This is a genomic window from Paeniglutamicibacter terrestris, assembly GCF_012271785.1.
GTDB classification, from domain to species: domain Bacteria; phylum Actinomycetota; class Actinomycetes; order Actinomycetales; family Micrococcaceae; genus Paeniglutamicibacter; species Paeniglutamicibacter terrestris.
Genome location: NZ_JAAWVT010000004.1, coordinates 83284 through 101096 on the forward strand (window position 1 = coordinate 83284; position 17813 = coordinate 101096).

The following is a 17813-nucleotide window of genomic DNA, read 5'->3' on the forward strand; positions in this document are numbered from 1 at the left end:
GCCACGTCCGGTTCATGGCCCTCGGTTCGGCCATCGGTACCGGTCTGTTTTACGGTTCCGCATCCGCTATCCAGGCAGCGGGCCCCGCGGTCCTGCTGGCCTACATGGTCGGTGGAGCCGCAGTCTTCATGGTCATGCGCGCATTGGGCGAGATGGCGGTGCGACACCCGGTTTCCGGCTCGTTCGGCCAATACGCATCCAAATATCTGGGCCCGTTCGCCGGCTTCATCACCGGCTGGACGTTTGCCTTTGAAATGGCGATCGTGGCCATTGCCGATGTGACAGCCTTCGGCATTTACATGGGGTTCTGGTTCCCCGATGTTCCGCGCTGGATCTGGATCCTGGCCGTGGTCTTCTTCATTGCCGCGTTGAACCTGATGAAGGTCAAGGTGTTCGGCGAGACCGAGTTCTGGCTGTCGCTGATCAAGGTCTCAGCCATCATCGCCATGATCCTCGGCGGCGTGCTGATCGTACTCTTCGGCTTCGGTTTGCCCGCCGAGGCGAACCCCGGATTCGGCACCCTGTTGGCTGCCGGAGGATTCTTCCCCAACGGCTTCTGGGGCCTGCTGGCGTCCTTCTCCATCGTGATGTTTGCCTTCGGTGGCATCGAAACCATTGGCATCACGGCCGGTGAAGCGCAGAATCCCAAGGATGTGGTGCCCAAAGCCATCAACACCGTACCCATTCGAATTCTGCTCTTCTACGTCTGCACGCTGGGCATCTTGATGATGATATACCCCTGGAACCAGGTCGGCACCGAGGGTAGCCCGTTTGTGCAGATCTTCGACTCCCTGGGTATTCCCGCCGCCGCGCACATCCTGAACGCCGTGGTCATCACCGCAGCAATCTCCGCGATCAACTCCGATATCTTCGGTGCCGGGCGCATGATGTTTGGCCTCGCCCAGCAGGGTCACGCGCCGGCCTCCTTCTCCAAGATCTCCCGTCATGGGGTTCCCTGGATGACGGTACTGACCATGGGCATCGTGCTGCTGGCCGGCGTGGTGCTCAACGCGGTACTACCCGAATCACTGTTCCTGATCATCGCCTCGATTGCCACCTTCGCCACCGTCTGGGTGTGGGTCATGATTCTGCTTTCACACATCTCCATGAAGCGGACCGTTAAGCGCGAGGGCCTACTGGCCTCCGAGTTCCCCTCCCCCTGGTGGCCCGCTGCATCCTACGTGGCACTCGCCTTCATGGGCTTTGTCATTGTGCTGTTGGGCATCATCCCCGATACGCGGATTGCACTGATCGTGGGCGCTGTATGGATCGCGTTCTTGTTCGTTGCCTACAAGGTGTGGGTGCGCGGCAAGGGACACGAACGCGCCGAGCTTATCGACGAGACCGGGCGCGAGTCGGTTCCCGCCGAGGCGCACTAACGGGTCCGCCAAACCGCATCTCATTTTTCAAGCGTAAGCCGAGCAGCTCACCGAGCTGCTCGGCTTACGCTTTTTAAGCGGCAGTTTTATGATCGCGTGAGGCCTGCGGTGGATACGATCAACGAGCCAAACCGCCTATGCATGGACCAGGCGAGGAAGTCGTGGTGGTTTTGTGTCAGCCCGCCAGAACGCAGCGGGAATACGCACCATGTGCCCACTGTTGCCACAGGCATGACTGAAACTCGTTTGAGCGTTGATATTTATTCCGACATTGCCTGCCCGTGGTGCTTCATTGGCAAGCGTCGCTTCGAGAAGGCCGTTGCCGAACTTCCCTTTGGTCAGCAGGTCGATGTCAATTGGCATGCGTTCCAGCTGGACCCCTCGTTGCCCGAGCACTTTGAGGGCAGCGAACTTCAATATCTGTCGCAGATCAAGGGCATGGGAACTGAGCAGGTGGCCGGCATGCTGGAGCACGTCACCACCCAGGCCGCGGGCGAAGGGTTGACGTATGATTTCGAATCTCTCCACGTCGCCAATTCCTTTACCGCCTTGCGATTGCTGGCGCTGGCCAAGGAACGCGGTCTTGGAAATCAGATGAAGGAAGCACTGCTCTCGGCACACTTTGAACAGGGTGTAAACACCGGAGACGTAGAAGCGCTGCAAATCATCGCCGACACTGTCGGACTTGACCCGGCAGAATCCGCCGAAGTTCTCGGCACCGACAAGTACGCCGATGCCGTACGTGCCGATGGAGTTCGCGCCCGTGAGCTGGGAGTGACCGGGGTGCCGTTCTTCGTCTTGGAAAACAAATATGGGATTTCCGGCGCCCAGCCTACCGAGGTCTTTGCGCAGGCCCTCGGCCAGGTCTGGAAGGAAATCGGCGGTGAGGACCTGCAGATGCTTGGCACACCGTCCGCAGATGGTGCCACCTGCGGCCCTGAGGGTTGCAACTAAGGGTCAATAGCCGTCATCAAGCTGTGGCGGTTCCGGCACGCGCTGGAGCCGCCACAGCTTATTTCTTGGGCGTACAGCCAAGCTTTCCCGGCTTCTTGTTGACCTTCTTTTCCTCGACAAGGTCCCCGTATTCGGTCCCGATGACCACATCAACCGCGCTGCCCTTGCGCTTGGCGTCATACACGTACGTCAGGCCCTTGATATTGCGTTGCACCGTCATGGCCTGCGCGTAGCCGTCAGGGCCGGAGGTTATCGCCCCCACCACATCGGCCTTGGAGAGCCGGGCGTTACCCACATTCCCAACCTTGAAACCACGTTTCTTGAGCTTTGTTGCTGTAGCCCCGGCAAGGCCAGCAACTTGCGTGCCATTCATGACGTTCACCGTCATTTTTTTCGGATCGGCGTAGTTGAACTTCTGCGTTGGGCAGGATTCATTCACCTTTATGGGAGCCTGCGCCACCGGTTGTGGTTCGAGGGCATCGATCACCACCGTGCGGGTGTTCACGAGGTAGGCCATGACCAACGCGGCAATCAGAAGCAGCAGCGTCAGCGACAAAATGACCCGTCGCCGGATGATTCTCCGACGACGATGTTTCGCATCAATGGTGAATTCAGGGCTGGCCAATTCGTCTTCGGTAATGATGTGGTGGCCATGCCACTCCTTCGGGTCCGGATTGTGCCCCATGTTCCCCTCAGTCCTCCAAAACCAGCACTCGGGCATGCAGGATCGAACGTTGATGCAGTGCCGTGCGAACAGCGCGGTGCAAACCGTCCTCGAGATAGCGGGTGCCCTTCCACTGCACGACGTGCGGGAACAGGTCACCGAAGAAGGTGGAGTCTTCGGCAAGCAGCGCTGAGAGGTCCAAGATACTCTTGGTCGTCACCAGCTCATCAAGGCGAACCTGCATGGGGGCCACGGAGGCCCAGTCCTTGGGGGTCTCGTAGCCGTGTTCCGGGTACGGGCGCGAATCGCCGACGGATTTGAAGATCACTCACCCAGCTTAGGAAACTTCGGTGCGATTTTAGACCGATTAGCCGTTTTTCGTGCGAGTCGTTGTGTAAATAGGTGAATTGGTGACCCAAGTCAAGGGTCACGACGCATGGATTCACAGTACGGAACGTGGGGTAACTTCTGCTGTCACAAACATGTCATCCGGGTGCATCCTTGAGTCATGAGTACAGTTCTCACCACCGTTCCGGTCCTAGATATGTCTACAGCACGTCGTGCCGATGGCACGTTTGATGAACACTTCGTTACGGCATTGCGTGATGCCGCCCACCGGGTGGGCTTCTTCCAGATCACCGGCTTTGGTGCCGGCCCGGACACGACGAAGAACCTGCTTAAGACCTTGGCTGATTTCTTCGCCTTGCCAGTCGAACAGAAGCTTGAGCTCGACAACCGAACCTCGGCCCAGTTCCGCGGATACACTCGGCTCGGTGCCGAGATCACCCGTGGCCGCGCCGATTCGCGAGAACAAATCGATTATGGACCCGAGCGTGAGGTCCTCACCGATGTCCCGGCCGACGCGCCCTACCTGAACTTGCAGGGACCGAACCAGTGGCCGACGAATTTCCCTCGCTTGGAAACCGCCGCAATGGACTGGTCTCAGTTGATGAACACCGTCGGCACCGAGCTGCTTTCGGCGCTGGCCGTGGGACTCGGTCTCCCGGAAGAGTACTTCGACGAACCCTTCGCCCAGAGCCCGGCTTGGATGGGCAAGCTGGTGCATTACGTCGGTGGCGGCCTCGTCCCCGAGGCAGGAAACCAGGGTGTGGGTGCCCACGCAGATTATGGATTCATCACCCTGCTATTGCAGGACGCTGTCGGCGGGCTGCAGGTCAAGCCCTACGGCCAAGACGAATGGATTTCCGTAGAGCCAATCGAGGGCGCCTTGGTAGTCAACATCGGCGAAATGCTTGAGGTTGCAACCAACGGATACCTGATGGCCACCATCCACCGCGTTATTGCCCCGCCTGCGGGAGTGGATCGCTACTCGGTGCCGTTCTTCTTCTCGCCACGTTTGGACTCCGTCATCAACCCTGTGCCACTGCCTGCCGAGTTGGCAGCCGATGCTCGTGGCGTCTCGGACGATCCGCAGAACCCCATGTTGGCCTCCTACGGTGCCAACGTCCTCAAGGGCTGGCTCCGTGCCCACCCGCAGACGGCCAAGGCGCACTACCCGCAGCTCGTGAAGTAGAACCGATGCGCCAAGTAGATGGTTGTGGGACTCCTTTTGAACTGGACTCCCACCACCATTCACTTGAATGCGCCATGGCCCTGCTTGCGGAGAGACACTCCCTAGACTAGATTCCATGAGCGCATCATCGCAGAAGCAGCCAAAGGACCAGTGCCTATCACTCCGAATACCTCGGCTCGTGACCGGTGGTGTACCTTTTTCTGCGTTGCCTCTGAATCGAAAAGTCGGTTTGTCGCAGATGCCGATGCTGATAGCGGTGCTCATGTGCTGCCTTTTGGCTGCCATCGTCGCCCCAGTACAGCTTTTCGGGGACCCGCTTTTTGTCTCCGGGGTCCTAGTGACGTTGGTCAACAGTGCATTGGCATGGACGATTCCATGGGAGTCTTTGCCTTCGCGGAAGCTATATCTGCTGGTTCCGGGTATCGGGCTTCTATCCGCCGCCTTGTGTGCCATCGGTGCGTACACGTGGCTCAGCGGGGTCAGCCTCCTTATTGCTTTTCCCGTCTTCTGGTTCGCGTGGTCCGGGCTCGTCCCGCGGCTGACGTTGTGTCTATCCTTCGTTGTTCCGCTGGCGGCGACGTGGTTGCAACTTTGGCATAGCGACCAGTTAATGGAACCGGGGATGTTCGCCAAGCCTCTGCTGATTCCGCTGTCCATCCTGGCACTAGCCACGAGCACAGTCATTGTCGAGCAAAACACCGCCCTTGCGGAGAGTCAGCTGCGCACCACGCTGGACTCGAGTCGACACCAAGAACACCTGCTTAATGCGGTTCTTAACGCGGCAAACATCGGCGTGGTGGTAGTGGATCGCAATGGCAACGATGTGTTCATGAACGATATCCAGCGGTTCCAGCATCGGCACGCTACACCGTCGGAAAATGAAGACCCCAACGAGTCCCAATTATTGGTCCGCGCCGTCTCCATGGCCTACGAGACCCTTCCAAGACTGTTGGATTCCGAGGAACGACCGGTAAAGCGCGCCATCGGACAGGAAGAATTCACCGACGAACTCTTCGCCATGGGACCGCTTAATGATCCGATGTACCTCTCCATCTCAGCGCGCTCCTTCTTCGACGAGGATGGAGAATATGACGGTGCAGTGGTGATGTTCAAGAACATCACACCGCTCATTGAAGCCTCGCGAACTAAGAGCCGATTCTTGGCCAACGTGGGCCATGAATTACGCACTCCGTTGACTTCCATTCTGGGATATCTGGAGCTTCTGGAAGAGGACCCCGAGCTCGGTGAATCCCAGCATCAATCAGTGGAAGTGCTCTCGCGTAACGCAGAACGCATGTTGCGCATGGTCAACGACCTGCTCACCGCGGCGGCGGTCCATCAACAAGTCAATATCACCGCAATCGACCTTGGTGCAGTGATCCACAGCCAAGTTCAATCAATGTTGCCCCGCGCAGCGAGTGCCGGCATAAAACTGGTGGAGGGATCTCTCTGCCACGAACCCGTGCTGGGCGATGCCCTGCGGTTGGGCCAGGTTGTGGACAACCTAGTATCTAACGCGCTCAAGTACACCGACGCAGGAGGCTCGGTCATGGTTGAAATGAATTGCAGCAGCAAGGAAATTTCGTTGACCGTCTCGGACACCGGACACGGCATGTCAGCAGAGGACTTGAAGGGACTTTTTACCCGCTTCTTCAGAACCGACGCGGCTCGCCGCTCCGGGCTACCCGGGGTCGGGCTTGGCTTGGCAATCAGCCATGAGCTGGTGGAGGCACACGGAGGACAAATAACTGCCGAAAGTGAACTTGGTACGGGGACGAGAATGACTGTCACGCTGCCACGCAAGTCCCCGAACGATCATCAGCATTCTCCTGCGGAGAACGTTGAGCGCCCCCAAGCGTCTCCAGGATTGCGGTAGCTTCTCGCCAGCATTTCTGGAGCGGGGATCCCATTTGCGTCTAGGACCCCCGCATGTTGGTTCACAGTTGTTCGCTCACACCCCCAAGTAGCGAGCGACGAACCAACCATTGGCCGCAAAGGACTGATCACACCCCGCGTCCATTGCCACTTGGCCAAATCCAGACAACTACGAACGCCGACCACTCAGTACTATTCACTATTACCGTCAATATTTCGTCCTGGAACAGGCAATAATCACGCAAATCCACCTCAAGATTTCATGGGCATACCTTGAGGTGGATTTGCAGTCATCTGGAGCCGTTCGTGAGCTTCATGAGCAATGATAAGTTGCATGACAACCCAACCGGTTTGCCCAAATGAGACGCTAAGCTCCAAAACTTTAGGCAAACTGGGTTCGGAGCTCGGCGCGGATTCAGTAAATACGTTCATCACCAATTTCGAGTCGATGTGGCCAACACGCGTTTCGAGACTCATTAGTGCGCTCGCCACTAGAGATGTCCACGCGGGAGAGGATGCCGCACTTTCGCTAAGAACCGCAGCCACCATGGCTGGAGCCAAGGAGCTGGCCCAGCTAGCGCTACTTCTTCATTCCGCGTTCAGACATGAAAATGTGACTATGCAGTGTGAACTGATCGAGCAAATCAAACAAGCTGGATTCGGTGTCCTTCAGATCCTGACCAAACCGGGCTTTGCCGAGCAAGCCTTAAAATCCTATCTCCAGGATTCTAGCGACTAGCCACCGATCGATAGCCCACTCCGCGCACCGTTTCTATCCAGCGTGGTTCTACGACCGAGTCGCCGAGTTTACGGCGCAAGTTTCCCACATGGACTTCCACGGATCTTTCATCGGCTGTCGACACATAGGTGCCCGCATCACGGTCTTCGTCTCGCAAACGTCGAACCAGATCGGCTTTAGTTCGGATTCGTCCTCTGGCGCTGAGCAGCGCATCCAACAGAACAAATTCCGTGGGAGTAACACTCCTAATTTCGCCCTCAACGTGGACCGAAAACGTTTCTACATTCAGCACCAAGCCGTTGAGCGTACGTGCCGGTGTGTCAGACGAAGCGGCAGGAGTCTCCTCAGCCGCGGTGGCAGACATCGGAACCTCGAGGTTCAGCGGGCTCGGAAAATGAGCCCGTCGGCGCATGATCGCATCGACTCGTGCACGAAGTTCGCGAGGGCGAAACGGTTTAGTGACATACTCATCGGCTCCCGATTCAAGACCTAGCACGGTATCGATTTCATCTGTGCGGGCCGTCAGCATCAGAATGTGCGCATCGGAAATCGTCCGAATACGACGAGCGGTTTCAAAACCGTCGATATCGGGCAACCCAATATCCAGCGTCACCAAATCGGGTTCATGAGACTTCACCAGCTCAATGCCCGTGACTCCGGAATCCGTAGAGTGAACATCAAATCCTGATTGACTTAGAACGATGTCAAGCAATCCACGAATATCCGCGTCGTCCTCTATGACCACTGCGATTCGACTCTCATTCACTACGCTCACCTTTCCGCTGATTCCGGTCGACGAATCAGAGGATTCGCAATGCCATAATCGTTAGTCTAACGATTATGGCCTCAAGATCAGCATGCGAGTCACTTCTTAAAACGAAATCGGCCTTGACGAGATTTCTCAAGTCAAGACCGATACCGTATCCGCGGAGGATAGGGGATTTGAACCCCTATCGAACTTGCCGGAATGTCGGTTATGAGTTGGTATATCCAGTGATCACGGGGGCACTTGGATTCGGTTGGGTGTACTCCACTTACGAAAAACACTGACTTTATCAGCGAGCCACCAACTAGGTTGAAAATAGGGTGCCCAGTTAGTCGCACTTGATTTGAGTTACGCATATCACGCCTCACCCTCAAGGCGCTCAAATAGATCACGCGCCGCCTGCCCGCCCTGCGAGTCCAGGGCAGCACGCACGGCTAGCTCCTGCAATAGCTCGGGCGTCGTGAACCCGCTGAGCTTATTTGCGCCCGGCGTGAGTGCCAGCTCGCCACGCATGTGCCCCAAAGATAGTCGGTCGGCGGGGATGCCGGACTTGCACACCGCCTCGATGATTCCATCGGGCCAGCCAAGTACGGATTCAATCTTGGTCAGGGTGGCGGATCGGGGCCAGCGGTTGCCCGCTTCAAAATCTTGGTAAACGGATCGGTGCAAGTCCTCGCCGGCAACCATAGTGTCGCGGGAACGTCGCCCGCGCTCAAGGCGGGCTAGCTCGGCTATGCGACTTTGGGTTGTGTCGAGTTTACTCATGTTCGCAATTCTAGCCCCTTTGTGGGTTGGTTTTGCATCTTTTTTTGAGCAATTTTTCCGCGGAATCACGCGCCAAAACCGCATATGAAACGGTTGTTGAATAATTACATGGTTGTAATTCGGTTGAAACTGGTGCAAGCTATCCGTATCAACCAACTATCAACCGACTAGGGATGGCAGTGATGGAACAGTTTTTCAAGGCCGATGCAGTAGCCGACCTCACCGAATTCACTATCACCACCGTCTGGCGGAAGTGCCGCGACAAGCAGTGGCCGCACCACCGTCTCGGTCGATCGTATCGGTTTACTGCCGAGGACATCCGCGAAATTCAAGAGCAGATGCGGGCCAAGCCCGTGAGCGTTGAGAAACGTGGTAAGCGTCAGGCAATATAAGTCTTCCACTTGGAAGATGTTTTGGACCTCATAACGTCCCGTTAGATCGTGAATCATAAACCGGCTGGCATAGCGGGGATAGCGATGGCGGGGCCACATAGGGAAAGTTGGACGGCGGGCCTGGGCTAAGGCAAGGTTCCGCTCCGAACAGTACAGGGGTTACACCCTAGTTCGGGTCGCTGGTCGCGTAAGTGGCGTGATCACGGTGCACTGGCAGACAGCCGCGGAATGTCTGCGCCGGGGGTAAGCCCGGCCCGTGGGGAGTGCGAGCGGCCTATCGACCACATCACCGAGTTAGTCGGTGGAGCACTCACCCAACGGGGTGGGATGGATCTAATCGCTACGAATTAGGTCACACGATGTATCGTTTTGATTACTTACACACCGATCAGTCGCCAAACATGTATCGGCGTGTGCACAATGTAGCATCCCTATTTTCCTAACTCAATTGGACGACAGTACGCCGCAAGGCGGTATGGGGTGCGGCCCGGATGGTTTCAGCGATTTTTATCGCAGTTGAGGTTCGATTCCTCAACGGGGCACATGCAGTACCCAAACACCTAAACGCTCATTCTGGGGGAATGAAAAGATGATCGACAGCACTATTCCAATGCATCATCACCGGGCATCCATCATCACGATGGAGACGGAAGAGAAAGAACGCGCGGCGCTTGCAGAGGCCCGAATCACCGGTCAATGGCCGGCACCCGTAACTGCGAACTAAGCAAATACCCCACGAGGGGGCCAGCAATGTTGCTGGCCCCCTTTTTCGTACCCAAAATCAGGAGCTAATCGCCATGAGTGCTAAGTCTTCCCGCGAAGTTAGGGTTTTCCGTTTGATCGCTGCGGGTGTTTCGCGGCGTGATGCTGAGACTCAGGTCCAGGCCGAACTTATCAACCTACTCACACCAACCGAATAAGGAATCAATGTCATGTCTAGGGTCCAAGGAAATCCGTGCACCATAAGCACCTATTGCCATCATGCTTTCGCCGCCATGCTCTACGGGCGGTGGGCTGAGGCCGAAGCGCTACTGGCGAAGGCCGCGGCGCTGATTGAAAAGGAAGTGGCGTCGTGAACGTGTGGGGGCAGATGGACGGCGATCACAACGTGATCGACGGCGCACCGAGCTACAAGGTAACCGGCACACCCAACGCCGGGCGACCATTCACCGTCGCTGTCGTGCCGAGCAATCTGGACAAGGCACCATTCCAGACGGTGCGCGTTCCGAGCGACACGCGGTATGCCAGGCACCGCGACTTCGACGCCGCCGTACGCGCCGCTAACATCCGCGTGAAGAAATACCTGTATATGCACCGCGCGCCGCTCGACGGTCGATTGGTGGTGTCGTGATGAATGAGCATGCGGGCATGATCGATTTCGGCAAGGCGGCGAAGGATTTGGATGGGCTGAGTATTCGGGCCTCGCAAATCGAGTCCATCGTCGTCACGTACTCGCTTGTGTATAAAGAGCACACCACGCGCGTTCGGCTTCTCAGTGGGCAGTCCTTCGAGATGCTGGGCGATTTTCGCAAAGAAATTGTGACAGCGATGCACAAGGCAACGTCATGACCGACAATCCCCGCCTGTCGCTACTATCCGCGGTCGTCACCTTCGAGGCTGACGGCACCACATTCCCCGAGCTACACGCACGGGTTGAAGCGGAGGTAGGCCCAACCGACCCCTATCTGCTGGGGCAGCTTTGGGCTTTGACCGTGCAACTGTCTGAATGCGCCGACGAATCCGATTCGTGGGTGGCGTTCCTCAATTCCGAAATCGATACAACCCTGGGCGACATGCTCACGAAGGATAACCATTATGTGTGACTCGATTATTGACGAATCAATCCCGGTAGACGATGCCGTGGTCACAGTACGCGACGGGATGGTGCGGCTGGATCTGGGCATCATGACTAGCGAGGTCGATCAAATGTCCATCGCGCACCTCAGCATGCTGCCGGGTCGCGCGTTGGCGATCGCGTGCCTGCTCAACGATGCGCACCTCAAAGCATTTCGACAGGAGCCGGAATCATGACCAACCACGAGCCGCACCCAAACGCGCACGTAAACCAGATGCTCGTGAACGCGCTGAATCAGAACACGCGTGAACTAACGTCCGCGCAGACCGCCCGCGCATCACTCATGGTCGCCCGTGCTAAATACATTGCCGACCTCGCAGCGAATGATCAACGGTTTGCAGAACTTGCGGACCAGAAGGCCGCGATCATAGACGCGATGACGATCTTTGCACCGCCACTGACCGACGATGAAATCGAAGCGCTCAAGCAGACGCCGGGGGCGATCGACTAATGCCCGGCTATGTGTATCGAGGGAGTCAGCCGATTTCCCGCGATGGATTAGATCACGGGACACACGCCGGCCTTCTGGAGCACACGCGGCTAGGTACGCCACTGTGTGACTCTTGCGCGGCCTTCAAATCACCAACGGTCACCCATGTGCCGTTCGCCCTATCACTGCGCACCCACTGCCCCGCTGGTCATGATGTCACCAAGAGTAAGCGCGGTCGTTGCTGGGAATGTCGGCGGCAATATATGGCCGAGCGGGTCATGTGCCAGGCGTGCGGCAGGGAAGTGCCGCGTGGTGGCGTCTACCACCACCGGAACCGGCGCGAAGGTTGCGCTGGAGCCGTAATGGTGGACGTACCTAAAGAACAGTCATCGGGCGGGGTCAAATGACCACCGCCCTTTTCTATGCCCAGAAAGAGGAATTATGAGAAAGATATTCAATAGTCGGTCGAGCAATCGGCAGTTGGAAGTGCAGAGCGGTCCCCAATCCAACGTTGACGTATGGATCGTGGATTCGGAAACTGAGGCTAGGGTTATCGAGCTTAAGGCAGAAGACAGGACGGCCATCGCGCTGGCATTCCTCGAAGCGACGCCCGCCAACGGAAAGTATGTGTTGTCCGGATCGCCCGAAGCGTTCATAGCGGTAGCCGTGGAGTACCTGCATAAAGCATCCCGTGCCGTCGAGGCTACGGCCCAGGCAGCCGCCGACCGCGCGGCACTCGAAGCTGATGCGTGGGAGCTGTACACCGCAGCATTCCCCGACGACCACCCCTACCCCGCATTCGGGCGCATGCCCGGACATCTTGCCGAAGCTTGGCTGCGCGTCGCTCGCAAAGCCCGCGAACGGCACGGGGTCAAGCCATGAGCACCGCAGAAGCGCGCTATATGGTCGCCGCAGCACTTGAGAAGTTGCCGGACAGGAGCGTTGTAGCCGACGCTTCCGATGACATATTCCAGTTACGGGGTGGCGTGTGGTGCAGCTACGAATGCGCGCCGCTTGACTCCTACCAGCTCGCAAAGTATGCACCGATAACCACCCTTCGCGTCGGCGGCAAGTCATGAGCACCGACCTGCGCACTGAGCGGGCAGCAATAGCCGTCTGGGCCGCAACCGGTCATAAGGCACTCGATTGGGTCTACATGGCCCCCGAGGATGAGCGTGTGCGGTGGTGCATGCATCTGGGAGCCGCCGTCATTGCCGCCGAAGACAAGGCCAAGGTCACCCCCGAGGTTGCCGAACTTGACCCGATAGTTGCCGCCTTCATCAACGCGCGCACTGAGTACGTCGAGGCGCTTAGGCAGACTCGCGGCACTGATAACCAAGGGGACTACAACCGCTGGCAGGGGCACGCGGCGGCTCGGCGTCAATTGGCCCAGTCGCTTGGCTACACGGTGCCTTCCGAGATGGGGAGCACCACGCGAAGGGAAACCGAATGAGCGATCAATTCAACCCATTGGGGCGCGAGTACAGCCCCGAGGAATGGGCAGCAGCTCGACGCGTGGGCCTGACGACCACGCAGAACGCCCCGTGGTCGCAGGTAATGGCCGGGGGAATCAACACCAGCCCAGGCGGTCCGCTCCTGTACGCGACCGGCTCATGGCATCCAGATAACGCCCGAAAGGAAACCCTCAAGGCAATGCAGGCCGTCACCGATTGGCAGATCGTGGAAAACGCGATGCGCCGCGAATGGAAGAAGGGGCCGTGATTGCGACCCCGCTGCCTTCCGACTGGGCGCGCCCGGACTATCCACAATCCAATTGCCCGCACTGCGGCAGATTCTCCAGCCGATCACACGGCGGGCACTGGATCATGCGCTGCGGACACAACCCCGACACGGAGAAGCCATGACCCGCCCGGATGACGACTACGCCCGATGCTCACAAGGCTGCGGCTGTCACACCGACACCGAGGAAGACGACGGATACCCCGACGATATGCCCGATGACCTAACCCCCGGCGAACGTCTCCTATGGGCGATCTTCGGACACAAGCCACCCGACCCCGAAGAGGAAAACGACGATGACTGACCAGCCAGCAACCGACACACTCAGCTTCCACCTCACGTCAACGTCAGAAAACGGCATCACGATCCCCGTCCATGTAGTCGCCACCTACCCCGAGGGTCACGGCTTCTACGCATTGAAAGCACTAGAAAACCTCCAGGGCCAAACGCGCCCGCTATACCGCCAACTGCTCGCACGCCAAGACATGACCATGCTCATGGTCATGGCCTCAATCCGCGGCATCCCCGAAGACTAACCACCCACACCGACCAAAGGACACCCCTTGGGAACCACAATCTCAGAAGCGACACTGGTCAACTTCCAGCGCGTCAGCTACGCCAAAATACACCCATCCGGCAACCTGATTGCCATATGCGGCAAAAACGAATCCGGCAAAACATCCAAGCTCGACGGACTACAAGCCGCCATCTGCGGACATAGCAGCCGCGACATCAAGCGGCCCATAAAAGACGGGCACGGTAAGGCGTCGATAGAACTCAAGCTTACCGATGGATCCACGCTAATCCGTGGGTATACGCCTTCGGGATCCACACTTCGGGGCATTGATGCTGCGGGTGAGAAGTTCGGGCAACGCGAGATTGACGCCCGATTGAGCAGCCTGGGCATCGACGGGCGCAAGTTCATCAGCATGGGCGAAAAGGACCAACTCGCCGCGCTCCTGTCAATCGTGGATCTACCGTTCAAGCCCGCCGAGCTGGACGCCGAGCGCAAAGCCCTCGAATCCAAGCGGCTCCAGATTGGGCAGGCTGGCAAGGCGATCGGTGACTTCACCGTGGATCCAAGCCTACCCACCGAACAGACCAGCGCCGTGGACCTGATTGCCGCCATCCGCGCGGGTCACGCTTCCAACGAGCAGATCGACATCGCCGAACACTCGGTGCAGCACTGGGCCAACGAAGTGGAACACCTCAAAGCATCACTCGAAATAGCTGAACGCAACCTAGTCGCCGTCAAAGATACGCTGGCAAGCGCGCCGGGACGCATCGACACCGCCGCACTCGACGCCCAACTTTCCACCATCGAGGAAACCAACGCCGCGATTCGCGCAAACGAAAACGCACGCAGCGCCGTCGAGGAAAAGGCAAGCCTTCGAGCAGCATACGAAGCACTGACCGATGAAATCAAAGCCATCGACAAGCGCAAGGCTGACGGCCTCGCCAACGCCGAGATGCCCATCGAGGGCATGAGCTTCGATGAAGAGGGCGTGCTGTATCAGGGCGTACCGTTCAGCCGCGCATCGGGAGCGAAGCAGCTCATCCTATCCGCCGCCATGATCATGGCAACCGATCCCGAGATACGCGTCATCGTCATTCGTGACGGGAACGTTTTGGACATGGAAAATCTGGCGATCCTGCAAGACATGGCAGAGGCAACCGACTTCCAAGTGTTCATCGAAATTGTTCGGGAAACCAAGGGCGAGGAAGAATACTTCTTCGTAGAAGGCGAGCTGGACGCATGATCAGAACAGGTGCACGGGCGGCAACTCCGAAGGTGGAGACGCCGCCCGTTTCTATTTCCAAGACATACACCCCGCCCAAGGCTGCGGCCCCCGCAAAGGGCGTGATCCCCGAGGTGGTCTTTGTCCCCCGCGAACCAACCAAGCCAGGCATTTACCCTGACATGACCAACGCCGAATACCACGCGCATACGGACGTGCTTTCGTCGTCCACCGCCCGCAAGCTGGTGGAGGACGGAGGCCCAGCCGAATATCACTACTTCACCAAACACCCGCGGGATCGCAAGAAAGTATTCGAGCTGGGCACTGTCGTGCACTCACTCGTGCTTGAGGGAACACTGGGTGATGTCGTAGAAATCAAACACCCGGCCTACACAACCGCGATCGCAAAGGCTGAGCGAGACGACGCCCTAGCCGCTGGCAAGATTCCCATGAAGACTTCGGAGCTTGACGGCATCTACGAAATGCGAGATGCGATCTACGAAGACCCCGAGGCCCGCGAAATCCTCGAAGCCTGCGAGCAGCGCGAGGTGTCCTTATTCGCCGACCACATGGGAACCGCACTTCGGGCACGCCCCGATGCAATGTCTGTCAAAAACAAGCTCATGCCCGATGTGAAGACAGCCGCCGACGCGTCCCGTGACGGGTTCCGCAAGTCATCCGGAAACTTCGGATACTTCGCGCAAGACCCTTGGTACAACGACATCGGACACCTGATCACCGGAGCCGAATTCGATTTCCCCTTCATCGTCGTGGAGTCACACCCGCCCTACCGTGTGGGCGTCTACCGGCACACCGAGTACGCCCGCGATCTGGGCCGGCGCATGAATGACCACGCGATAAACGTCTGGAACCGATGCCGAGAGACCGGCATCTGGCCCGGATACACGCGCCGCGAAAAAATCGACCTCCCGCCTTGGACCGAGGCAACCGTTCACGAAATAGTGGAGTAGAGACATGGCCTTCAAATCTAGGCAACCAACCGGCAAGCCGCCGTGGCCGATCATCCTGGTGGCTGGCATTCAGAAAACCGGCAAGTCATTCTCAGCCGCCGAGGCGTCCGCGTCACAGCACATCGACCGCACTTTGTGGATCGGTGTTGGCGAGGATGACCCCGACGAATATCGGAACATTCCCGGTGCGCGCTTCGAGATTGGTGTGCACAACGGCACCTATCAAGAGATTCTGCAATCAGTCACCGACGCGGTGAATGAGCCATCCAACCCCGCGCGACCCAATATGATCGTGCTCGATTCAGGGTCAATGCTGTGGCAGCTCATCGTAGATAACGTGCAGCTCATCGCCGACCGTCGCGAAAAGAACAAGGGTCAAATCACAATGGACCTTTGGAACAAGGCCGCAAGCCACTGGAAAGCGGTCATGTCGCAGCTCAACCGGCACAACGGGCCGGTGATCATCACGGCGCGCATGAATGAGGTCACGGTCATGAAGCGCGGCCAACCGACCACGGAAAAAACGTGGAAGCACGAGGGGCACAAGTCGCTACCGTTCGATGTCGGTGTGATTGTGGAATTTGAGGCACCGCGCGCCGCCCGGATCACGGGCGCGCGTTCGCTGCGCCACGATGTGCCGTTGGGTGAACACAAACCGTTCCCCAACTTCACACTCGCGGCACTATGGGAGGCGTTCGGATACGTGGAGCCAGGCAACACGGCACCGCGTCAACATTCCGCTACGCAGCCCGTGGAGGAACTAGAACCGACCCCGGCACCAGAGACCGCCCCGGCACCATCTGAGGCTCCCACGACCGGCCCCGGTGACGCGCTGGGCGCAGAAATTGCGCAGTGCAAGAGCCGTGCTGAGCTAAAGGCGCTATACGACGAATACGAGGCAGCAGGCGCGGGACCAGACCAACTGAACCGCATCAAAGCCGCCGCTGGAGTTGGCACCCCGACACCACCGCAAGACAATGGCTAGCGAAACGATCCGCTGCCCCAACTGCAAGGCGATTGCCGCCATCAACGGCAAACCGCATTGCAAGGTCGCGGATTGCGATTGGCGGGTGTGCGGTCAATGCCTGCACCCGTTCCGCTGGTATCAGGAATAGAGATATACAGCGTCACAGCATTGTATTTGCCAATACAACCCCCACTTCCAAGCCATCCAGTCGGGTGGCTTTTTTCGTGCCCGAAAGGTTTGAAATGCAGAAACATGATGTCGGCATTCTTGCGCTTGCCGCCGATTTAGTGGCCTCACCGCCCGCAGGCCTCACGCATCCCGACCAGCCCTACGAGGTGAAACTTCTCTTCGATTCCGTGCAGTCATGGGTCAACGCGGTGACGCAGTACGGTGCCGAGGTCAAATATCAAGACGATGACGGCGACGGCCAATACGCCGCCGTACTCAAGTTCGGCGACATCGAAAAAAGGCCATACGCCTTTGCCGGTGCCGAGCTGGTCTTGGTGCACGTAGTGGACACCGAATGAGCCGCACGATCACCGTCTACACCAGGCCAATCGGGTGCGGACAGTGCATGGCGACGAAGTTCTGGCTAGACAGCCGCAAGATCCCCTACACGGCAATCTCGCTTGCCGATGTCGATCCGGCATTGATGGCTCAATTCCATGCATGGAACTACTCGCAAGCGCCCGTTGTGACCGTCCATATCGACGGCGTACTGGTCGCCCATTGGTACGGATTCAACCCAGACAAGCTCGAAGAATTCACGAAAGGAACGCCATGAGCGCGTGCAATTACTGCAAGTCCACCGCCGAAGCCTTGAACGGTGCGCGTCACGAGATGCGCATGGCCGTCCGCCAACTGGACCGATACCCCACCAGTCAACCGGCACGCAATCGGGCCAACGTCGCCAAGGACACGCTAGAACAGTTCCGGCGCGATCATGCAGACCATGCGGCGACCCACGCTACGGAGATAACACCGTGACGCCCTACGAAAAAGCACTTCAAGAATGCCGCGGGAATTGTTGCAACCGCGCGCTC

The 17813-nt window shown here is 58.1% G+C and carries 28 protein-coding genes; 24 read left to right on the top strand and 4 right to left on the bottom strand.

Going from position 1 to position 17813, the window contains the following annotated elements; all coding sequences use genetic code 11:
- The first annotated feature begins 14 nt into the window (after positions 1–14).
- Together HED64_RS10035 and HED64_RS10040 are read left to right on the top strand one after the other, a co-directional pair.
- Positions 15–1379, top strand: a complete 1365-nt coding sequence (locus tag HED64_RS10035; protein WP_210149574.1) for an amino acid permease — start codon at positions 15–17, stop codon at positions 1377–1379.
- A gap of 231 nt (positions 1380–1610) precedes the next feature.
- Positions 1611–2333: a DsbA family oxidoreductase gene (locus HED64_RS10040; protein ID WP_168151869.1), complete on the top strand. Its 723-nt coding sequence runs from the start codon at positions 1611–1613 to the stop codon at positions 2331–2333.
- Positions 2334–2391: 58 nt separating this feature from the next.
- Here HED64_RS10040 and HED64_RS10045 read toward each other — a convergent pair whose 3' ends face one another.
- Together HED64_RS10045 and HED64_RS10050 are read right to left on the bottom strand one after the other, a co-directional pair.
- Positions 2392–3018, bottom strand: coding sequence for a LytR C-terminal domain-containing protein (locus HED64_RS10045; protein WP_168151870.1), 627 nt, complete (start codon positions 3016–3018; stop codon positions 2392–2394).
- A gap of 7 nt (positions 3019–3025) precedes the next feature.
- Positions 3026–3325: a type II toxin-antitoxin system VapB family antitoxin gene (locus HED64_RS10050; RefSeq protein ID WP_168151871.1), complete on the bottom strand. Its 300-nt coding sequence runs from the start codon at positions 3323–3325 to the stop codon at positions 3026–3028.
- 180 nt (positions 3326–3505) lie between these two features.
- Here HED64_RS10050 and HED64_RS10055 point away from each other — a divergent pair, with 180 nt between their 5' ends.
- The 3 genes from HED64_RS10055 (at position 3506) to HED64_RS10065 (ending at position 7145) form a co-directional block, all read left to right on the top strand.
- Positions 3506–4531 (top strand): isopenicillin N synthase family dioxygenase, encoded by a 1026-nt coding sequence (locus tag HED64_RS10055; protein ID WP_168151872.1) that lies wholly within the window; start codon positions 3506–3508, stop codon positions 4529–4531.
- Positions 4532–4769: 238 nt separating this feature from the next.
- Entirely contained in the window at positions 4770–6407 is a 1638-nt protein-coding gene (locus HED64_RS10060) for a sensor histidine kinase (protein WP_245325919.1), read from the top strand.
- Between the two features lie 333 nt (positions 6408–6740).
- Positions 6741–7145 carry an Hpt domain-containing protein gene (locus tag HED64_RS10065; RefSeq protein ID WP_132364339.1) on the top strand — a complete coding sequence of 135 codons (405 nt, stop codon included), beginning with the start codon at positions 6741–6743 and terminating at the stop codon, positions 7143–7145.
- On the opposite strand, the gene HED64_RS10070 is transcribed toward HED64_RS10065, so the two are convergent.
- Both HED64_RS10070 and HED64_RS10075 read right to left on the bottom strand, forming a co-directional pair.
- Positions 7135–7911: a response regulator transcription factor gene (locus HED64_RS10070; protein WP_342590700.1), complete on the bottom strand. Its 777-nt coding sequence runs from the start codon at positions 7909–7911 to the stop codon at positions 7135–7137. The genes HED64_RS10065 and HED64_RS10070 overlap by 11 nt on opposite strands.
- A 357-nt stretch (positions 7912–8268) precedes the next feature.
- Entirely contained in the window at positions 8269–8676 is a 408-nt protein-coding gene (locus tag HED64_RS10075; protein ID WP_168151874.1) for a hypothetical protein, read from the bottom strand.
- 182 nt (positions 8677–8858) lie between these two features.
- On the opposite strand from HED64_RS10075, the gene HED64_RS10080 reads away from it, so the two are divergent.
- The 19 genes from HED64_RS10080 to HED64_RS10165 all read left to right on the top strand — a co-directional run bounded on the left by HED64_RS10080 (position 8859) and on the right by HED64_RS10165 (position 17757).
- The gene (locus HED64_RS10080) at positions 8859–9068 is read left to right on the top strand and encodes a helix-turn-helix domain-containing protein (protein WP_168151875.1); all 210 of its coding nucleotides are present in this window, start codon (positions 8859–8861) and stop codon (positions 9066–9068) included.
- 797 nt (positions 9069–9865) lie between these two features.
- Complete coding sequence (locus HED64_RS20050; RefSeq protein ID WP_281069226.1) at positions 9866–9988, top strand: hypothetical protein; 123 nt, start codon at positions 9866–9868, stop codon at positions 9986–9988.
- Between the two features lie 12 nt (positions 9989–10000).
- The gene (locus tag HED64_RS10085; RefSeq protein ID WP_168151876.1) at positions 10001–10144 is read left to right on the top strand and encodes a hypothetical protein; all 144 of its coding nucleotides are present in this window, start codon (positions 10001–10003) and stop codon (positions 10142–10144) included.
- Entirely contained in the window at positions 10141–10419 is a 279-nt protein-coding gene (locus tag HED64_RS10090; protein WP_168151877.1) for a hypothetical protein, read from the top strand. Before HED64_RS10085 ends, HED64_RS10090 begins: the two co-directional genes overlap by 4 nt.
- Entirely contained in the window at positions 10416–10637 is a 222-nt protein-coding gene (locus HED64_RS10095) for a hypothetical protein (RefSeq protein ID WP_168151878.1), read from the top strand. Before HED64_RS10090 ends, HED64_RS10095 begins: the two co-directional genes overlap by 4 nt.
- Complete coding sequence (locus tag HED64_RS10100) at positions 10634–10891, top strand: hypothetical protein (protein WP_168151879.1); 258 nt, start codon at positions 10634–10636, stop codon at positions 10889–10891. The genes HED64_RS10095 and HED64_RS10100 overlap by 4 nt, the downstream gene beginning before the upstream one ends.
- A complete protein-coding gene (locus HED64_RS10105; RefSeq protein WP_168151880.1) occupies positions 10884–11099 on the top strand; it encodes a hypothetical protein in 216 nt (71 codons plus the stop codon). Before HED64_RS10100 ends, HED64_RS10105 begins: the two co-directional genes overlap by 8 nt.
- A complete protein-coding gene (locus HED64_RS10110) occupies positions 11096–11374 on the top strand; it encodes a F0F1 ATP synthase subunit delta (protein ID WP_168151881.1) in 279 nt (92 codons plus the stop codon). The genes HED64_RS10105 and HED64_RS10110 overlap by 4 nt, the downstream gene beginning before the upstream one ends.
- Before the next feature lie 504 nt (positions 11375–11878).
- Positions 11879–12235 carry a hypothetical protein gene (locus HED64_RS10115; RefSeq protein WP_168151882.1) on the top strand — a complete coding sequence of 119 codons (357 nt, stop codon included), beginning with the start codon at positions 11879–11881 and terminating at the stop codon, positions 12233–12235.
- A 193-nt stretch (positions 12236–12428) separates the two neighbouring features.
- Positions 12429–12806: a hypothetical protein gene (locus tag HED64_RS10120; protein ID WP_168151883.1), complete on the top strand. Its 378-nt coding sequence runs from the start codon at positions 12429–12431 to the stop codon at positions 12804–12806.
- The gene (locus HED64_RS10125) at positions 12803–13075 is read left to right on the top strand and encodes a hypothetical protein (RefSeq protein WP_168151884.1); all 273 of its coding nucleotides are present in this window, start codon (positions 12803–12805) and stop codon (positions 13073–13075) included. The genes HED64_RS10120 and HED64_RS10125 overlap by 4 nt, the downstream gene beginning before the upstream one ends.
- Before the next feature lie 139 nt (positions 13076–13214).
- Complete coding sequence (locus HED64_RS10130; protein WP_168151885.1) at positions 13215–13397, top strand: hypothetical protein; 183 nt, start codon at positions 13215–13217, stop codon at positions 13395–13397.
- The gene (locus HED64_RS10135) at positions 13390–13629 is read left to right on the top strand and encodes a hypothetical protein (protein ID WP_168151886.1); all 240 of its coding nucleotides are present in this window, start codon (positions 13390–13392) and stop codon (positions 13627–13629) included. Before HED64_RS10130 ends, HED64_RS10135 begins: the two co-directional genes overlap by 8 nt.
- Before the next feature lie 27 nt (positions 13630–13656).
- The gene (locus HED64_RS10140; protein WP_168151887.1) at positions 13657–14853 is read left to right on the top strand and encodes an ATP-binding protein; all 1197 of its coding nucleotides are present in this window, start codon (positions 13657–13659) and stop codon (positions 14851–14853) included.
- Positions 14850–15803: a PD-(D/E)XK nuclease-like domain-containing protein gene (locus tag HED64_RS10145; RefSeq protein ID WP_168151888.1), complete on the top strand. Its 954-nt coding sequence runs from the start codon at positions 14850–14852 to the stop codon at positions 15801–15803. The genes HED64_RS10140 and HED64_RS10145 overlap by 4 nt, the downstream gene beginning before the upstream one ends.
- A gap of 4 nt (positions 15804–15807) precedes the next feature.
- Complete coding sequence (locus HED64_RS10150) at positions 15808–16788, top strand: AAA family ATPase (RefSeq protein ID WP_168151889.1); 981 nt, start codon at positions 15808–15810, stop codon at positions 16786–16788.
- Between the two features lie 224 nt (positions 16789–17012).
- Positions 17013–17297, top strand: a complete 285-nt coding sequence (locus HED64_RS10155) for a hypothetical protein (protein ID WP_168151890.1) — start codon at positions 17013–17015, stop codon at positions 17295–17297.
- A complete protein-coding gene (locus tag HED64_RS10160; RefSeq protein ID WP_168151891.1) occupies positions 17294–17554 on the top strand; it encodes a glutaredoxin family protein in 261 nt (86 codons plus the stop codon). The genes HED64_RS10155 and HED64_RS10160 overlap by 4 nt, the downstream gene beginning before the upstream one ends.
- Positions 17551–17757 (top strand): hypothetical protein, encoded by a 207-nt coding sequence (locus HED64_RS10165; protein ID WP_168151892.1) that lies wholly within the window; start codon positions 17551–17553, stop codon positions 17755–17757. The genes HED64_RS10160 and HED64_RS10165 overlap by 4 nt, the downstream gene beginning before the upstream one ends.
- The last annotated feature ends 56 nt before the right edge of the window (positions 17758–17813 follow it).